Raw genomic sequence first — 13,875 nt, 5'->3', positions numbered from 1 at the left:
ACTCTTATTGTGAAACCGACTTAAGATCAAGTGTTTTTGCATAGATTTCAAGATAGTCATCCAAAATCTTCCTTGAATGAAACCGCTCTTGGACGTGTCGAATTGCATTTTCCGCCATTTGAGTATGCATTTGCTGATCTTCTAGTAGCAAAAGTGCTTTTTCACTAATTTCGTCAATATCTCCAACTTCACAAATAAATCCGGTTTCACCGTCTTTAATCACTTCTGGAATTCCGCCAATATTCGTTCCAATCACCGGAACACCACATGCCATTGCTTCTAGTAAAACAAGACCGAAGCTTTCTTTCTCAGATAGTAGAAGCTTCAGATCACTTATTGAAAATAAGTCGGCAATATTGTCTTGTTTACCTAAGAAAAGGACGTCCTCATCGATTCCAAGTTCTTTTGATTGCCTACAGGCTACGGTTATTTCGGGTCCGTCGCCTATTAAGAGAAGCTTTGCTGGAATTTTGGAATGGACATTAGCAAACGTCTTTATAACATCGGGGACACGCTTAACCGTTCTGAAATTAGAGACATGAACCAAAATCTTCTCGTCGGATCGAATCCCATATTCCTTTTTCAGTGCATCTGATTTTTTACGTTTATACACTTGTTCATCTACAAAGTTATATACACAATGGATCTCTCTGGATATATCTAATAGCTCATTTGTTTGTTCAATCAGACTTTCAGAAACTGCTGTAACTGTATCTGACTGTTCGATCCCGAAACGGATTAAATCAATAAGGCTTGGATCATAACCTAGGACTGTGATATCCGTCCCATGCAAGGTCGTTACAATTTTTAAATGATCGCCAACCATTTGCTTTGCCAAATATGCACAGATCGCATGTGGGATCGCATAATGGACATGAAGAAGGTCGAGCTCTTCTCGCTTCGCTATTTCTGCCATTTTACTCGCAAGTGTTAGATCATATGGAGGATAGCGGAACACGGAATATTGATTTACCTCGACTTCATGAAAATGAATATTCGAGTAAAACTTATCAAGACGAAACGGAATACTAGATGTAATAAAATGGATTTCATGTCCTTCTCGAGCAAGCATCTTCCCAAGCTCTGCTGCAATAACACCTGAACCTCCAACAGTTGGGTAGCATGTAATCCCAATCTTCAGCTTTTTCATAATGATTCTCCTAAAAAGTTATCTATCAGTAAAGGCTTCTTTATATAGAATCCTTCCGCAAGTTTAACCCCTGTTTCTTTCCCGAACAGCGTATCTCTTGCTAGTACGGTCTCCAAATACCCATTGTTTAAAGGTGTGTCGACCCCGTCTTCTGATAAGGTGAATTGACTTTTGTACGCTTGCAAACACTTTAGTTTTTCCTCTCTTACACTCGTAATATCCACAGTAATCGACGGATGCTCATAGCCATTAATAAAATAATAATAAATATCTCTGACCTTGTGAGGTGGAAGCTCCTGATCGGCTTGATACTTTTTGATACCTGCTGAAAACAGGGCCTCTTCAACTAGTCTTGCACAGTTTCCATGATCAGGATGACGATCCTCATGGTATGGAAGAAAGACAACTTTAGGCTGATAAGTACGAATGATTTCAACAATTTTATTAACATATGCCGAATTATATTGAAGTCCCCTGTCCGGTAATTGAAGATTCAATCGTGTATGTAGGCGTAACACCTTCGCCGCCTCTGAAGCCTCTTCTTGACGAAGTTCGACAGTCCCGTTGGATGATAACTCAGCAAGAGTTAAATCACAAATACCACATTTGTAACCCATCTTCGAGTGGCGGATCACTGTTCCAGCCATACCGATTTCGACATCATCGGGGTGTGCACCGAATGCTAACAAATCAAGTTGGCTCATTCTTCTCTCTCTCCCTTATTTCGAATAATATGTCTCCAATGGAAATCTCCACGTTCAAGTGCATGGATAAATAGTTCTGCACTTGCCATATTTGAGGCTAGAGGAATTTGATAGACATCACATAGGCGAATCAATGCTGAAATGTCAGGTTCGTGGGGTTGAGCAGTCAAAGGATCTTTAAAAAAGATGACAAGGTCCATTTTGTTTTCCGCAATCAGTGCACCAATCTGTTGATCCCCGCCAAGAGGCCCTGATCGAAAGCGCTGAATAGATAGCCCGGTCGCTTCCACAATTTTTAACCCTGTTGTTCCGGTTGCATATAAGGTATGTTCTCTTAGCACAGGTCGGTAGGCAACGGCAAAATGGATGATATCTTGCTTCTTTTTATCGTGAGCAATCAGTGCAATATTCATAGCTATCCACCTACTCCATTAGACTTTCTAATCCATAAACAAGCAGATCAAGTTTCATAACAGATTCCACAGCCATTTTAACTCCAGGCATAAATGCACTACGATCAATCGTGTCATGACGGATCGTCAACGTTTGGCCAGTTGCCCCCATTAATACCTCCTGGTGAGCGACTAGTCCAGGGAGTCGTACGCTATGGATTCGAATCCCATTATAGTCTGAACCTCTCGCACCTTCTAGCTCTTCTTTCTCATTTGGATTACCTTGTTGTTTCGGTGAGCGAACTTCACTAATCATCTGTGCTGTCTTCATTGCTGTACCTGACGGGGCATCCAACTTTTGATCATGATGCTGCTCGATAATTTCAATATCCGGCATGAATTTTGCAGCCATTTGAGCAAACTTCATCATCAAAATAGCTCCAACGGCAAAGTTTGGAGCAATAACAGCGCCAAGTTCTTTTTCTTCTGCTATCTGGCTATACCTTTCAATTTCCTCATCTGAGAAACCGGTCGTACCAATGACTGGACGGATCCCATTTTGAAGTGCGATTTCTAGATGTGCTTTCCCTGATTCAGGACGTGTTAAATCAATCAAGACGTCTGCTTCTATTTCATTAACGCATGTGGTCATATCGTCATAAACCGGTATGTTAAGTGCAGGTTGTCCATTAAGGTCTTGAAGTGTTTTTCCGGCATTTTTCGTATCGACAACCGCTTTTAGTTCAAATTGATCAGCCTCTAACACCATTTTTACAGCTTCAGTACCCATTTTTCCTCTTGGGCCTGCAATAATGATACGAATATTGTTCATCCTTATTCCTCCTCAAGTCTTGTCCATCTATCCTTATCTCTTGTATTGAATTTATTCATAACAATCTTTAATGCTTCATCTAGGTTAATATGTAGAGAATTGGCGAAACAGATAATGACAAAGAAAAGATCGCCTAGCTCTTCTTCCATAGTACTTTCATCTTCTGAACTCTTTTTTGGTTTTTCCCCATAATGGTGATTCACTTCTCTGCTAAGTTCACCAAGCTCCTCCGTCATACGTGCGAGCATGGAAAGTGGACTGAAATATCCCTCTTTAAACTGACTAATGTAGTTGTCTACTTCCTTCTGCATTTCTTTCATCGTTCTCTCATCCATGTTTAACACCTCATTTCTCTTAGCTTTTATGTTAGCTAAATCATTTCAGTTTGACAAATATTAAAGACATGGATAAGTTTGATGAGGTGGCTTTTATAACTTATCATTTTACAACGAGGGGGGTAGGACATGCCAAAAATCAAATTAAAAAATATCTTATTTATTTTGCTAGGTGCAGCGATCTTTGGTTTCGGAATTATTCATTTTAATATTGAAAACAATCTTGCAGAGGGTGGATTTACCGGAATAACACTAATCTTATTCAATCTTTTCGGATTGGACCCTGCCATTTCTAACCTTGTATTAAACATTCCGCTTTTTATCGTGGGTTGGAGGTTACTCGGACGAAATACATTTATCTATACGATTATTGGGACAGTTGGGGTTTCATTCTTCCTTTGGCTCTTTCAATATCATATCCGTATCTCTATTCCGCTACACAATGACCTGACCTTAGCAGCACTATTCGCAGGTGTTTTCATAGGGATTGGACTCGGCATCATCTTTCGAAATGGTGGAACTACTGGTGGTGTTGATATTATTGCTAGACTTGCCAACAAGTATATCGGCTGGAGTATTGGAAAGACAATGTTTTTGTTTGATGCATTCGTTATTGTCTGTGCAACATTAACTTACCTCAATTATAAAGAGGCGATGTATACACTCGTTGCTGTTTTTGTAGGTGCACGTGTAATCGACTTTATACAAGAAGGAGCTTATGCTGCAAAGGCTGCTATGATCATCTCAGAAAACAATGCAGAAATTGCGAACCGGATTATTAAAGAACTTGATCGGGGAGCAACTGTGTTAAACGGAAGAGGGACATTTACAGGTGCCCAAAAAGAGGTTCTCTATTGTGTCATTGCTCGGAACGAGATTTTCCGTTTGCGAAACCTAATTCAACAAATTGATCCCCACGCCTTTGTTGCCGTAAATGATGTCCATGATGTCCTTGGTGAAGGATTCACATTAGATGAAAATAAAAATCCATTACACAACTAAGAAAAGCGCAAGCGCCCTGCTTAGCCACGAAGGTCACTGGAAGACCGACGAGGAGGCTGTTGCCGCCGCAGGAGGCCTGAAGTGATCCAAGTGGTTGGGCGCTGAAGCTGGACATTACATCCATGCCGCAAACTTTTATACTTCTTTACTCAGTACCAAAAACGAGGCTGCCCAAAGGTTTTTCAACCTTTGGGCAACCTCGTTCAGTATATCTATTTAGTCGTCTGAATTCATACCAATAAAGATCAGAACAAACCGTGAAAGTTCTAATAAGGCAACAAGAGCACTTGCAACATAGGTAAATGCAGCTGCATTTAAGACCTTTTTCGCCTGTCTTTCTTCATCGTTACGTATTAAGCCTAATGAGACGACTTGATCCATCGCCCGATTACTTGCATTAAACTCAACCGGAAGTGTTACAAGATGGAACAATACTGCACCTGCCATCAATAAAATTCCTGGTAAAATCAAGTTCGCCGCTCCCATTAAGATTCCGATTAAAATTAGAAAGTAAGATAAATTTGAACCAATTGAAGCGACAGGAACAAGAGTATGTCTGAACCCTAAGGGACCATAATCATTCGCATCTTGAATGGCATGCCCAACCTCGTGCGCAGCAACCGCTATTCCCGCTATAGAATGGCCGTGATAATTATCTTCTGATAGACGAAGAACTTTTTGTCGGGGATCATAATGATCGGTTAATTTACCTCGAACAGGCTCAACACCCACATCATATATTCCATTATCATTCAAGATTTTATGAGCAACCTCTGCACCGGACATTCCAAGTGAAGAAGGTATTTTAGAGTATTTGGAGTATGTTTTCTTAACTCGGAACTGTGCCCATAATGGAATCGCTAATAGTAAAAAGAAATAGAGTAAGAACATGTTATATTCCTCCAACGTTCTTATTAGGTGATTCTGATTTTATTAACGAAAGCGATTATATTCCTTTTGTTTCGATTGTTTCGAAACGGTTCGAATCTCTCGTTTTTCTCCTCGATATTTTCTCCAACCTACGTAAAATAATGTGGATATGATAACTCCTCCAATCGTCAAGATTACCCAGATCAAAGAGGGATCGGATTCATCTTTACCTGACGAATTATATGCTTCATTTAGACTTACCTTTAATGCCTTTATTTGTTGTAATTGTTGATCAGATGTAACGATTGATGAACGGTTCTTATCCAAATAAGTAATATATGAATCCAACTTTCCTAATACAGTTTCCGGCAAATCAATGCTTAAAGCAGGATGGACCTTTTCATACTCGGAAAGAAATTGGTTAAAATGTGCGTAAAAGGATTGTACTTCATTACTTACGGCAGCGTTCTTCATCTTTTCAAGTGGAGCCATAACCTGCTCTTGTGTGGACTTCCAAAGGGGTTGGTGTTGGGAATAAACAGCGTCAACAACCAAGTGGAACTCAGTTATACCATCCACACGTTCCTCATGTGATGCTGACGTGCTTGTCAATAGTTTCTTGGATTCATCAAAGCTCGTTGTGAATATACGTAAATTTTGCATTGAAAGCTTTTGGTTTTTTCCTGAAAGCTCCATAAACTGATCTTCAAAATACTTCAACACTTCTTTAGCATCGGAATACTCTTCCGATTTTGTAAGTTGTAGTGCTTTATACGATAAATCGCTTAGCTTTTGCCATGGATTGTCCTCAGCTTCAGCCGCCCATGCTACATTGGGTATTTGTATGCAAAGTATGACAATTAGTGTGATCAATACCCCTCTCATATACCTTGTCCCCCTTTAAAGAAAACTAGCAAGGCCAAATTTTAGGATGACCGAGCTTTTTAGTTACCTTTATACTTGGATTTCCGTCTAATGAAATGAACCCTTGGCTCTATCATAATCTTAGAGCGTGACGAGCCTTCAAGTTATACTTCATCTTATGAGGGGTGGGACAAGAGTAGAACATCGTCAAGTGAATTTATGTAGTTCTCTCTTTCCTTCTCTGATGGTTAATAAATAGACAATAGCCACTGACCAAACACTTAACCAGAAGGTAAAATAAGCGATCTGTACAGTGTATTTATCAAGAACAGAATAAATTGGCATCATACCGTAGACATAATCGATGATTTCATTATGAAACACCCAAATTGCTGCAACATAGATATGCCAGCGCTTAATTGTATAATAGGGTGTGTAAAGAAGACCTTCAATCGCCATTCCAAGATGTGAAAGAATAAGCATGTAATTAACCCATGTTAATGAACCGCTCACATATCCCCCAGCAAGATTCATAACCACAGCCCATAACCCATACTTCAACAGGGATACTGCAGCTAATGACTCCATTAAAGGCCAGCTTTTACCCATTAAGAGGGCAATAAGTACGAAGATGAAAAATAAACTAGCCGTTGGGCTATCAGGTACAAACGGTAGAAAGTACCATGGCGTTTGAACAAGTTGACTTGCATACCAGTAATAGCCGTAAATCGTTCCAAAAATATTAATAATGAGCAGCATCCATATAAAGGATGGATGTCGAAGAATTGTAAATATGTTGAGCATTGTCGTCTCCTTTAATATCCAGTATAGTTAGAAAAGCGCAAGCGCCCTGCTTAGCCACGAAGGTCACTGGAAGACCGACGAGTAGGCTCGGCCCAAACAAGTTCGGCCCTGCGTGGGAATATACATGGAGTACTTCAGTGTGTTGCCGCCGCAGGAGAACTGAAGTGATCCAAGTGGCTGGGCGCTGAAGCTGGACATTACATCCATGCCGCGAACTTTTATACTTTCTTTACTCAGGAAAAAGGTTGACTCATACTTGAGTCAACCTTTTGATTGATGTTATTTCTTCTCGAGTCCTGCGATAAACTCAGAAAGTTGTTTTAGTTCCTCTGGTGTACCTTTAAACTGATCAGCAGGCATGGCTCCTGTACCGTTTTTCGCTATGTTTGCAATTTCCTCAGCTGACAATCCTGTTCCAATCAGTGAAGGGCCACTTCCACCAGATAAATTCCCACCATGACAACCAATACAGGTTTGTTTTTGATAGACCTTATAACCAGGTGCTTCTTTATCAATTTCAACTTCAACAATCTTACCTTGCTGCTCTGCTTTCTCCCAATCATGGTTGACAACAGATTCCCAAGTTAAGTAAATAACAGATGCTAGAGCTAATAACATTAATCCAGTTGCGACTGGACGCTTTACGGGTCTACGCTCTGGGCCACGATCCAACCATGGAGCTAACAATAAAGCACCAAAAGCAAGTCCAGGCATTACCATAGTACCGATTAATGTATAATCTCCTGCTGCATACTTATATTTTAATAATTGGTATAAAAATAAGAAATACCAGTCAGGTAATGGGATGTAACTCGCATCCGTTGGGTCCGCTTTACGCTCAAGCGGAGATTCGTGAACGACTGTCAGAATGAGATAGCCAATCAAGAATACGGATCCTACCATCCACTCTTTTAATAAGAAGTTTGGCCAAAACGCTTCCGTTTTACCCGGATACTCAGAGTAGTCTTTCGGGATGTTCGGTTTACGTTCAGCAGGAATTCGAGAATCCCCGACAAACTTCATACCTTTGCCACGATGCATCTTTCTCCCTCCTTTATCCTATCGAATCTTTTACAATGGTCCAGAAATTCCTTGCTTTCGAATCATGATAAAGTGCGCTCCCATTAGGCCGAGAAGAGCACCTGGCAAGAAGAATACATGGATCGCAAAGAATCGGGTCAACGTTTGTGCACCGATGATTGTCGCATCCCCTGCAAGCAATGTTTTAAGTGCAGGTCCAATGACAGGCACCGTTTGCGCGATTTCAAGTCCAACCTTTGTAGCGAATAGTGCTTTCATATCCCACGGAAGCAAGTAGCCTGTAAACCCGAGTCCGAGCATGACTCCGAAGATCATAACTCCAACCACCCAGTTTAATTCACGAGGCTTTTTGTATGCACCTTGGAAGAAGACACGTAAAGTATGTAGGAACATCATTACGATAACTAAACTCGCGCCCCAGTGGTGCATTCCACGGACGATTACGCCAAACGCAACTTCATTTTGCAAATAGTATACGGATTCATAAGCATTAATAATGTCTGGAACGTAGTACATTGATAAGAACATTCCAGATAGAATTTGGATAACCGTTATAAAGAAGGTTAATCCACCAAAACAGTAAACGAACGCTGAAAAATGGTGAGCAGGATTGACGTGCTCAGGCACTTCATGGTCTGCTATGTCTCGCCACATAGGCGTAATATCAAGACGTTCATCTACCCAGTCATACATTTTCTGTAACATCGATTACGCCCCTTTCTACTGTGGTACTGCTTGACCTAAATAAAGTTTGCCGTCCTTGACCTCTTTCTTATAAACATCAAGTGGTGCAAGTGGCGGCGTGCCCTTTATGTTTGTACCGTCTTTTTCATAACGTCCTCCATGACAAGGGCAATAAAATTGATTTGGATGAGCTGGACTAGCTGCCCAGTCTACTGTACAACCGAGGTGTTTACAAATCGGTGAAAGCGCTACGATGTCACCATTTTTGTCTTTATACACCCAAGCTGCTTGTGTAACTTTAGATTCATACCAACCATCTTTTTGTTCAATTTCAAACGTGAACCTTTGCGGTTTTTCGGTTACTTTACTGACTTCGACAACAGGTACCATATCCTGCTTTGCGCCTTCTTTCATGATCGGATCAATTGCAAACCGTACCATTGGCAGGAGCATGCCTGCAGCCATAAATCCACCGACACCGGTTAAGGTATAGTTCAAAAATTGTCGTCTGGAAACGTCATCTTTTTTGGCCATTGGTTTCCCCCCTATGCAGTAGACTAAGTCCAACCGGACAATTGATTAATACACACATTACTAGGACATTAACATAATAGCGTAACTTCCTATCATCGTCAATATTATGATTGTCCATTTCCATTAATCTATTCGCCGAGTTTCGTGTTTTGCCACTTTTTTGTGACAATTTGAAGAAGATGCTTGACTTGTTCCCCAATTACATCACGACGGTATTCATCCTCCATGTGTTCAAGTGGTACAGGCGGAATGTTAATGAGGTCTGCTCGTAACTCATCTACATCACTCCATCGTGCATCCGAGGAAACAAATACAATGTGGGGTATCCCATTCTCAGACAGCTCGTCCTTTAAAGCTAATAATCTACTTATAATATCAACATCTGATTCACTTGTAAGGTAGCTAAGTGTAGGAAAAAGAACGACCCTTCCTTTTAATTGCCTTTCAAGCTCTTCACTTACGATAAGTGGAAATTCACCTTTAAGAACCGTATGTTTCAATTGGTTACCCCAAGCTATTGGAATCAGTGGCACAATTGCTGTGTCCACATACTCTGTTGATTGTAAATACAGGTCCATATCTTCTGATCGCCATTTCATATTCCATATCACACCCTTTAAATGCCCTATCCTATGTACACTTTTCATTTTACCATTTCATAAAGAAAATAGGAAAGAGTTGTGACAATTTTGCATAAAGAAAAAAGGTTGATTCATTCCGGAAATCAGCTAAACCTCCAAATTTATATGGAAGTAGCTATGATCCGAGTGTCGAATCAACCTTTAGTTCATATAAAACAATCAATATTAATTACAGCCTATTCAACTCTGCTGTTAGCTTTGCAAATGATTCGTAATCTTTTCTGTCCAGCGCCGAGTCAATTTCTGTTTGAAGTTTCTTCCTTCTGAAATGGCTAAAAGATTGATCAAGAATCATCTCCGCCCAGAGACCATATTTCTTATCTGGAATCATATTTTCTGGTATATATGGATTCTCTTCAATAACTGCGGCATACTGAGGAGTTCGATAAGCTCCTTTAAACTTCAATTCAATAAAAACCTCTTCTTCTTGGTTCAATCGAATATCATGGAACGATTTCTCTGCATCTGTTGTTAAAATATTTTGCTTATAAAACCGGAAAGGGACCCCGTCTACACAATTGGTCGACATGATGATCGCTTTCGGACAATATTCAGCATTCTCAACAAAGTGAACGTTTTCCATTAACACTTCATCGCTCACTAAGTAATTTAACAACCATACACACTCTCGCGTTTTTTTAACTGGTAATGGTTTAAAAACCATTTGAGAAAGTCCTTCTTTTCTAAGACGGAAACAGTGCTGCCCATTGCAATCCCCCCATCATTCCCATGTCGTTCGAGATCTTACAACCTTACAGCTTACATCTCCATTTACAGAGATAAAGAGCGATAATTACATACTATGTTCGATTTACTAACGTTCAATTCCTGCTTTTTTTAAAAAATTTATAAATCTTCCAATCTCAATAGTTCCTCTTCAAGCTGCACAAGACTTGGATCGATTTGAAGTGCTTGATTATATAATCGCTTCGCTTCTGCTCTTTTTCCAGTTTCTAGCATATACGTCCCGTAGTCTTCTAAAAAGTCGACTCTGTCTTTGAGTCCATTATATGCTATTTCATACCGTTTTAATGCCTGTTCATCATCTTCAAGCTCTCGGTAAGATTGTGCCATTCTCCAGTTTGCTTCATGGTCAAGGTCACCGAAACGTTCAATTTCAGTTCCGAGTTCAATCAGATCCGCAAAGCTCTCTGCTGTTTGATATATGTTCATAAGAGTAAGGGTTGCATCGGTATTCACCGGATTTAACGAAAGAGCATGCTTCAACAATTCTTCCCCTTTTTCAAGGTCATTAATGCGGATTGCCAACTTTCCTGCTTGAATATAAAGCTCTTCATTAAACTCGTCTAAACGAATCCCTTCCAAGTACGTTTCCATAGCTTCCTTTACAAAGCCTTCCTTCTCATGGGCTTTTGCTAAAAGCGGGTATAAGGTCGTATACTGTGGATCCAAATCCTTTAAACGGTTAAATGCTTGAATCGCCTTCTTGTTCTCATCAATTCTTGTTGCCGTAAGACCATATCCATATAAGGCATCCGGATTTGTTTCTTCCTTAATCCCTGATTTATAATACTCTAGGGCTTCTTCAAATGCACCAGATCCAGATAGGGCTTCCGCTATTCTTAACTCAATTGAGATACCATTCACTTCTTTTATTCCATTTTCGATTAATTCTTGGTAATGCACAATGCTTCGTGGAAAGTTACCTTGTGAGAGATAAAATTCACCAAGTCCGAATGTAACGATAGGTTCATTTGGCTCATGTCGCTTTGCTGCGAGCAGTTTCTGTTCTGCTACTTCGGCAAGTCCCTGACGCTCATATAAATCCGCTGATAACAGCATCGCAGGAAGGTATTCGTCATCGTCTTCACTGATTGTACCAATCAACTTCAATGCTTCTTCATCACGGTCAATTTCAACATATAATTCAGCTGCATAAATCTTTAATTCATTAACGTCTGGATAAAATGCAATTAACTCCTCCATTACATCAATCGATTCTTCTACAAAACCAAGTTCATTATATAGTTGAGCGACCTCAAGGAGTGTATCGTGGTTACAATTACTTCGAAGTTCTTTCAATGCAGATAAACCCTCATTAACTTCGCCTTGTTCAATTGATTCAATTACACTTTCCAATGTCGACATACGGACATCCTTTCTATTTCAAAACAACTATTATAAAAGGTCATCGGTCATCGCCCGAAATAGCCCAGGCCTTGTTATCTTCAAATGTTTCCCTGTTCCTGGGTTAATCCGAAGATCTCCCCCAACTTTCAAATCTGTTCCATTTCGTACCACTAATAAAGGTTTATTACTTTTATCATACTGGACTCTTGGTGGTGCGGCAAGTGATGGGTCTTGTTGATAGACTTGATAATCGACATCGCTTCCTGTTATCCATGAACCTTTTTTGGGGTAGATGCCGAGTTCCTGAAGATGATATTTAGTGAGTGGTTGTTCCTCTAGAGGAAAGGATTGAATCGTAGTAATCGACTTCATTCTGCAAATCCGTTGCCAGTTATCCTTCAGTTGCATCGTTCGTTTATCATGTAGAGCAAGCTGTCCCCACCCTGGAATAATTGGTATCGTATATGGAAAATTCACATTACGTATCCATTCCCAAACAACTGTATCTGGATCTTCTTCCTGTTCCACGACCGCATAAATGAACGGAACCTTTTTCTTTTGGCAGAATCGGACAATAGCTGGTGTAATCCTTCTCATCGGTATAGATAGCCCAATTACATAATCGATTGGCATCACAGAAAGATGGTTTAGGAATCGATTATATCGGTCTTCTATCTCTTTACCATAACGGATCGAGAATGTAGTAACCAAAGTTGTACATCCAAGGTTGATCACCTCTTCACACCGTTTCAACAAACTCTCGGTATCTAGAGACTCTAAAGAAAAATCCCTCATTATATATCCAGGTATGAATTGGAGACCGTTTGTGTTGACCTTCATGCATTTTATTTTCAGAGGGCGGTCTGATACGTAACATATGGTGTTATTTTTGACGTAAACATTCTTCTTTCTCGACTCATTTTCTGCTGTCCATACATTTTCAAGAATATATTCCACTTGTTCTCCCCCTTTAGAATCATGCTCAACTGTTATAGTCAAGCTATGATTTTACAGAGAGGGATAGAACTTTTGTATGCTATTCCGTTCTTACCGTGTAAGAAAAGCGCAAGCGCCCTGCTTAGCCACGAAGGTCACTGGAAGACCGACGAGGAGGCTCGAACCAAACTCTGTTTGGTCCTGCGTGGGAATACACATGATGTAAATCAGTGTGTTGCCGCCGCAAGAGGCCTGAAGTCATCCAAGTGGTTGGGCGCTGAAGCTGGACATTACATCCATGCCGCAAACCTTTATACTTTCTTTACTCATAAAAAAAGACCAAAAAAATTCCGGTAAACCTCGTAAATACGAAGTCACCGGCTAAGTCCATTTATATGGATAGGAGTGGAGAGAAACCATACTAACCACATTATAACAAGCTCCTGAAAAAAATCAATATGTTTTTTGAAAATTTATATAATTTAACCTATTCAGAATAAAGAAAACTTGGCAAAGCCAAGCCTTTGGCGCCGGCTGAGCCTTAGTTGCGCTTATACTATAGAAAGTATTTTTATACTTTCTTTAACGTGTAAGAAAAGCGCAAGCGCCCTGTGTAGCCACGAAGGTCACTGGAAGGCAACTGAGGAGGCTCGAACCAAACTCTGTTCGGTCTGCGTGGGAATACACATGATGTAAATAAGTGTGTTGCCGCCGGAAGGGGACTGAAGTGATCCGAGTGGCTGGGCGCTGGAGCTAGACATTGCCTCTTTGCATCAAAATTTGTCGAGTAGGAGGGAGCCTTTCCATTATGGATTGTGCTCCGCCCCCCTCACAGAACCGTGCGAGCGGTACTCCCGCACACGGCTCTTCTCCATCATCATTTACAGAATATAGCTTAATTCGCTTCTAAGATCGTATATGTTCACTTTTACTCGTAGCTTCGACAATGGATATTTTCTAAGAAATAGATTGAACTTATCCCAATCAAATGATTT

Annotated in this window: 15 protein-coding genes and 1 pseudogene; 1 reads left to right on the top strand and 15 read right to left on the bottom strand. The window is 40.4% G+C overall.

What is annotated here, in order from left to right:
* Nucleotides 1-4: 4 nt before the first annotated feature.
* Genes bshA through NON16_RS23155 form a run of 5 tightly spaced genes read right to left on the bottom strand, consistent with a single transcriptional unit; the run spans nucleotide 5 to nucleotide 3,413 of the window.
* Nucleotides 5-1,150 (bottom strand): N-acetyl-alpha-D-glucosaminyl L-malate synthase BshA, encoded by a 1,146-nt coding sequence (gene bshA / locus NON16_RS23175; RefSeq protein WP_257351784.1) that lies wholly within the window; start codon nucleotides 1,148-1,150, stop codon nucleotides 5-7.
* Nucleotides 1,147-1,854, bottom strand: a complete 708-nt coding sequence (gene bshB1 / locus NON16_RS23170; RefSeq protein ID WP_257351783.1) for a bacillithiol biosynthesis deacetylase BshB1 — start codon at nucleotides 1,852-1,854, stop codon at nucleotides 1,147-1,149. The genes bshA and bshB1 overlap by 4 nt, the downstream gene beginning before the upstream one ends.
* Nucleotides 1,851-2,267 carry a methylglyoxal synthase gene (gene mgsA / locus NON16_RS23165; RefSeq protein WP_257351782.1) on the bottom strand — a complete coding sequence of 139 codons (417 nt, stop codon included), beginning with the start codon at nucleotides 2,265-2,267 and terminating at the stop codon, nucleotides 1,851-1,853. Before mgsA ends, bshB1 begins: the two co-directional genes overlap by 4 nt.
* 10 nt (nucleotides 2,268-2,277) lie before the next feature.
* The gene (gene dapB, locus NON16_RS23160) at nucleotides 2,278-3,078 is read right to left on the bottom strand and encodes a 4-hydroxy-tetrahydrodipicolinate reductase (protein WP_257351781.1); all 801 of its coding nucleotides are present in this window, start codon (nucleotides 3,076-3,078) and stop codon (nucleotides 2,278-2,280) included.
* Between the two features lie 2 nt (nucleotides 3,079-3,080).
* Nucleotides 3,081-3,413, bottom strand: coding sequence for a nucleotide pyrophosphohydrolase (locus NON16_RS23155; protein ID WP_257351780.1), 333 nt, complete (start codon nucleotides 3,411-3,413; stop codon nucleotides 3,081-3,083).
* A 129-nt stretch (nucleotides 3,414-3,542) separates the two neighbouring features.
* On the opposite strand from NON16_RS23155, the gene NON16_RS23150 reads away from it, so the two are divergent.
* A complete protein-coding gene (locus tag NON16_RS23150) occupies nucleotides 3,543-4,415 on the top strand; it encodes a YitT family protein (protein ID WP_257351779.1) in 873 nt (290 codons plus the stop codon).
* A gap of 216 nt (nucleotides 4,416-4,631) precedes the next feature.
* On the opposite strand, the gene NON16_RS23145 is transcribed toward NON16_RS23150, so the two are convergent.
* From NON16_RS23145 to NON16_RS23100, 10 genes and pseudogenes are all read right to left on the bottom strand, one after another.
* The gene (locus tag NON16_RS23145) at nucleotides 4,632-5,306 is read right to left on the bottom strand and encodes a zinc metallopeptidase (protein ID WP_257351777.1); all 675 of its coding nucleotides are present in this window, start codon (nucleotides 5,304-5,306) and stop codon (nucleotides 4,632-4,634) included.
* Between the two features lie 42 nt (nucleotides 5,307-5,348).
* Complete coding sequence (gene ypjB, locus NON16_RS23140) at nucleotides 5,349-6,170, bottom strand: sporulation protein YpjB (protein ID WP_257351776.1); 822 nt, start codon at nucleotides 6,168-6,170, stop codon at nucleotides 5,349-5,351.
* A 186-nt stretch (nucleotides 6,171-6,356) separates the two neighbouring features.
* Nucleotides 6,357-6,953: a lipoprotein heptaprenylglyceryl N-acetyltransferase LhaT gene (gene lhaT / locus NON16_RS23135; RefSeq protein WP_257351775.1), complete on the bottom strand. Its 597-nt coding sequence runs from the start codon at nucleotides 6,951-6,953 to the stop codon at nucleotides 6,357-6,359.
* Nucleotides 6,954-7,232: 279 nt separating this feature from the next.
* Nucleotides 7,233-7,994 carry a menaquinol-cytochrome c reductase cytochrome b/c subunit gene (locus NON16_RS23130; protein WP_257351774.1) on the bottom strand — a complete coding sequence of 254 codons (762 nt, stop codon included), beginning with the start codon at nucleotides 7,992-7,994 and terminating at the stop codon, nucleotides 7,233-7,235.
* A 30-nt stretch (nucleotides 7,995-8,024) separates the two neighbouring features.
* Entirely contained in the window at nucleotides 8,025-8,699 is a 675-nt protein-coding gene (gene qcrB, locus NON16_RS23125; protein ID WP_257351773.1) for a menaquinol-cytochrome c reductase cytochrome b subunit, read from the bottom strand.
* A gap of 15 nt (nucleotides 8,700-8,714) precedes the next feature.
* The gene (locus tag NON16_RS23120; protein ID WP_257351772.1) at nucleotides 8,715-9,212 is read right to left on the bottom strand and encodes a Rieske (2Fe-2S) protein; all 498 of its coding nucleotides are present in this window, start codon (nucleotides 9,210-9,212) and stop codon (nucleotides 8,715-8,717) included.
* A 128-nt stretch (nucleotides 9,213-9,340) separates the two neighbouring features.
* A complete protein-coding gene (locus NON16_RS23115) occupies nucleotides 9,341-9,811 on the bottom strand; it encodes a YpiF family protein (protein ID WP_257351771.1) in 471 nt (156 codons plus the stop codon).
* A gap of 211 nt (nucleotides 9,812-10,022) precedes the next feature.
* Nucleotides 10,023-10,561 (bottom strand): annotated as a pseudogene (locus tag NON16_RS23110) (ReoY family proteolytic degradation factor).
* A gap of 138 nt (nucleotides 10,562-10,699) precedes the next feature.
* Nucleotides 10,700-11,962 (bottom strand): tetratricopeptide repeat protein, encoded by a 1,263-nt coding sequence (locus NON16_RS23105; protein ID WP_257351770.1) that lies wholly within the window; start codon nucleotides 11,960-11,962, stop codon nucleotides 10,700-10,702.
* Nucleotides 11,963-11,992: 30 nt separating this feature from the next.
* Nucleotides 11,993-12,901 carry a hypothetical protein gene (locus NON16_RS23100; protein ID WP_257351769.1) on the bottom strand — a complete coding sequence of 303 codons (909 nt, stop codon included), beginning with the start codon at nucleotides 12,899-12,901 and terminating at the stop codon, nucleotides 11,993-11,995.
* Nucleotides 12,902-13,875 lie beyond the last annotated feature (974 nt).

This window comes from Pseudalkalibacillus decolorationis, from assembly GCF_024609785.1.
Taxonomy (GTDB): domain Bacteria; phylum Bacillota; class Bacilli; order Bacillales; family Fictibacillaceae; genus Pseudalkalibacillus; species Pseudalkalibacillus decolorationis.
This window is presented reverse-complemented; position numbering and strand designations above follow the sequence as displayed.

Coding starts and splice junctions, on each gene's coding strand:
- NON16_RS23115 (WP_257351771.1), bottom strand. CDS start 9,811: ATGAAATGGCGATCAGAAGATATGGACCTGTATTTACAATCAACAGAG.
- NON16_RS23130 (WP_257351774.1), bottom strand. CDS start 7,994: ATGCATCGTGGCAAAGGTATGAAGTTTGTCGGGGATTCTCGAATTCCT.
- NON16_RS23145 (WP_257351777.1), bottom strand. CDS start 5,306: ATGTTCTTACTCTATTTCTTTTTACTATTAGCGATTCCATTATGGGCA.
- qcrB (WP_257351773.1), bottom strand. CDS start 8,699: ATGTTACAGAAAATGTATGACTGGGTAGATGAACGTCTTGATATTACG.
- lhaT (WP_257351775.1), bottom strand. CDS start 6,953: ATGCTCAACATATTTACAATTCTTCGACATCCATCCTTTATATGGATG.
- mgsA (WP_257351782.1), bottom strand. CDS start 2,267: ATGAATATTGCACTGATTGCTCACGATAAAAAGAAGCAAGATATCATC.
- NON16_RS23155 (WP_257351780.1), bottom strand. CDS start 3,413: ATGGATGAGAGAACGATGAAAGAAATGCAGAAGGAAGTAGACAACTAC.
- dapB (WP_257351781.1), bottom strand. CDS start 3,078: ATGAACAATATTCGTATCATTATTGCAGGCCCAAGAGGAAAAATGGGT.
- NON16_RS23105 (WP_257351770.1), bottom strand. CDS start 11,962: ATGTCGACATTGGAAAGTGTAATTGAATCAATTGAACAAGGCGAAGTT.
- NON16_RS23150 (WP_257351779.1), top strand. CDS start 3,543: ATGCCAAAAATCAAATTAAAAAATATCTTATTTATTTTGCTAGGTGCA.
- ypjB (WP_257351776.1), bottom strand. CDS start 6,170: ATGAGAGGGGTATTGATCACACTAATTGTCATACTTTGCATACAAATA.
- bshA (WP_257351784.1), bottom strand. CDS start 1,150: ATGAAAAAGCTGAAGATTGGGATTACATGCTACCCAACTGTTGGAGGT.
- bshB1 (WP_257351783.1), bottom strand. CDS start 1,854: ATGAGCCAACTTGATTTGTTAGCATTCGGTGCACACCCCGATGATGTC.
- NON16_RS23120 (WP_257351772.1), bottom strand. CDS start 9,212: ATGGCCAAAAAAGATGACGTTTCCAGACGACAATTTTTGAACTATACC.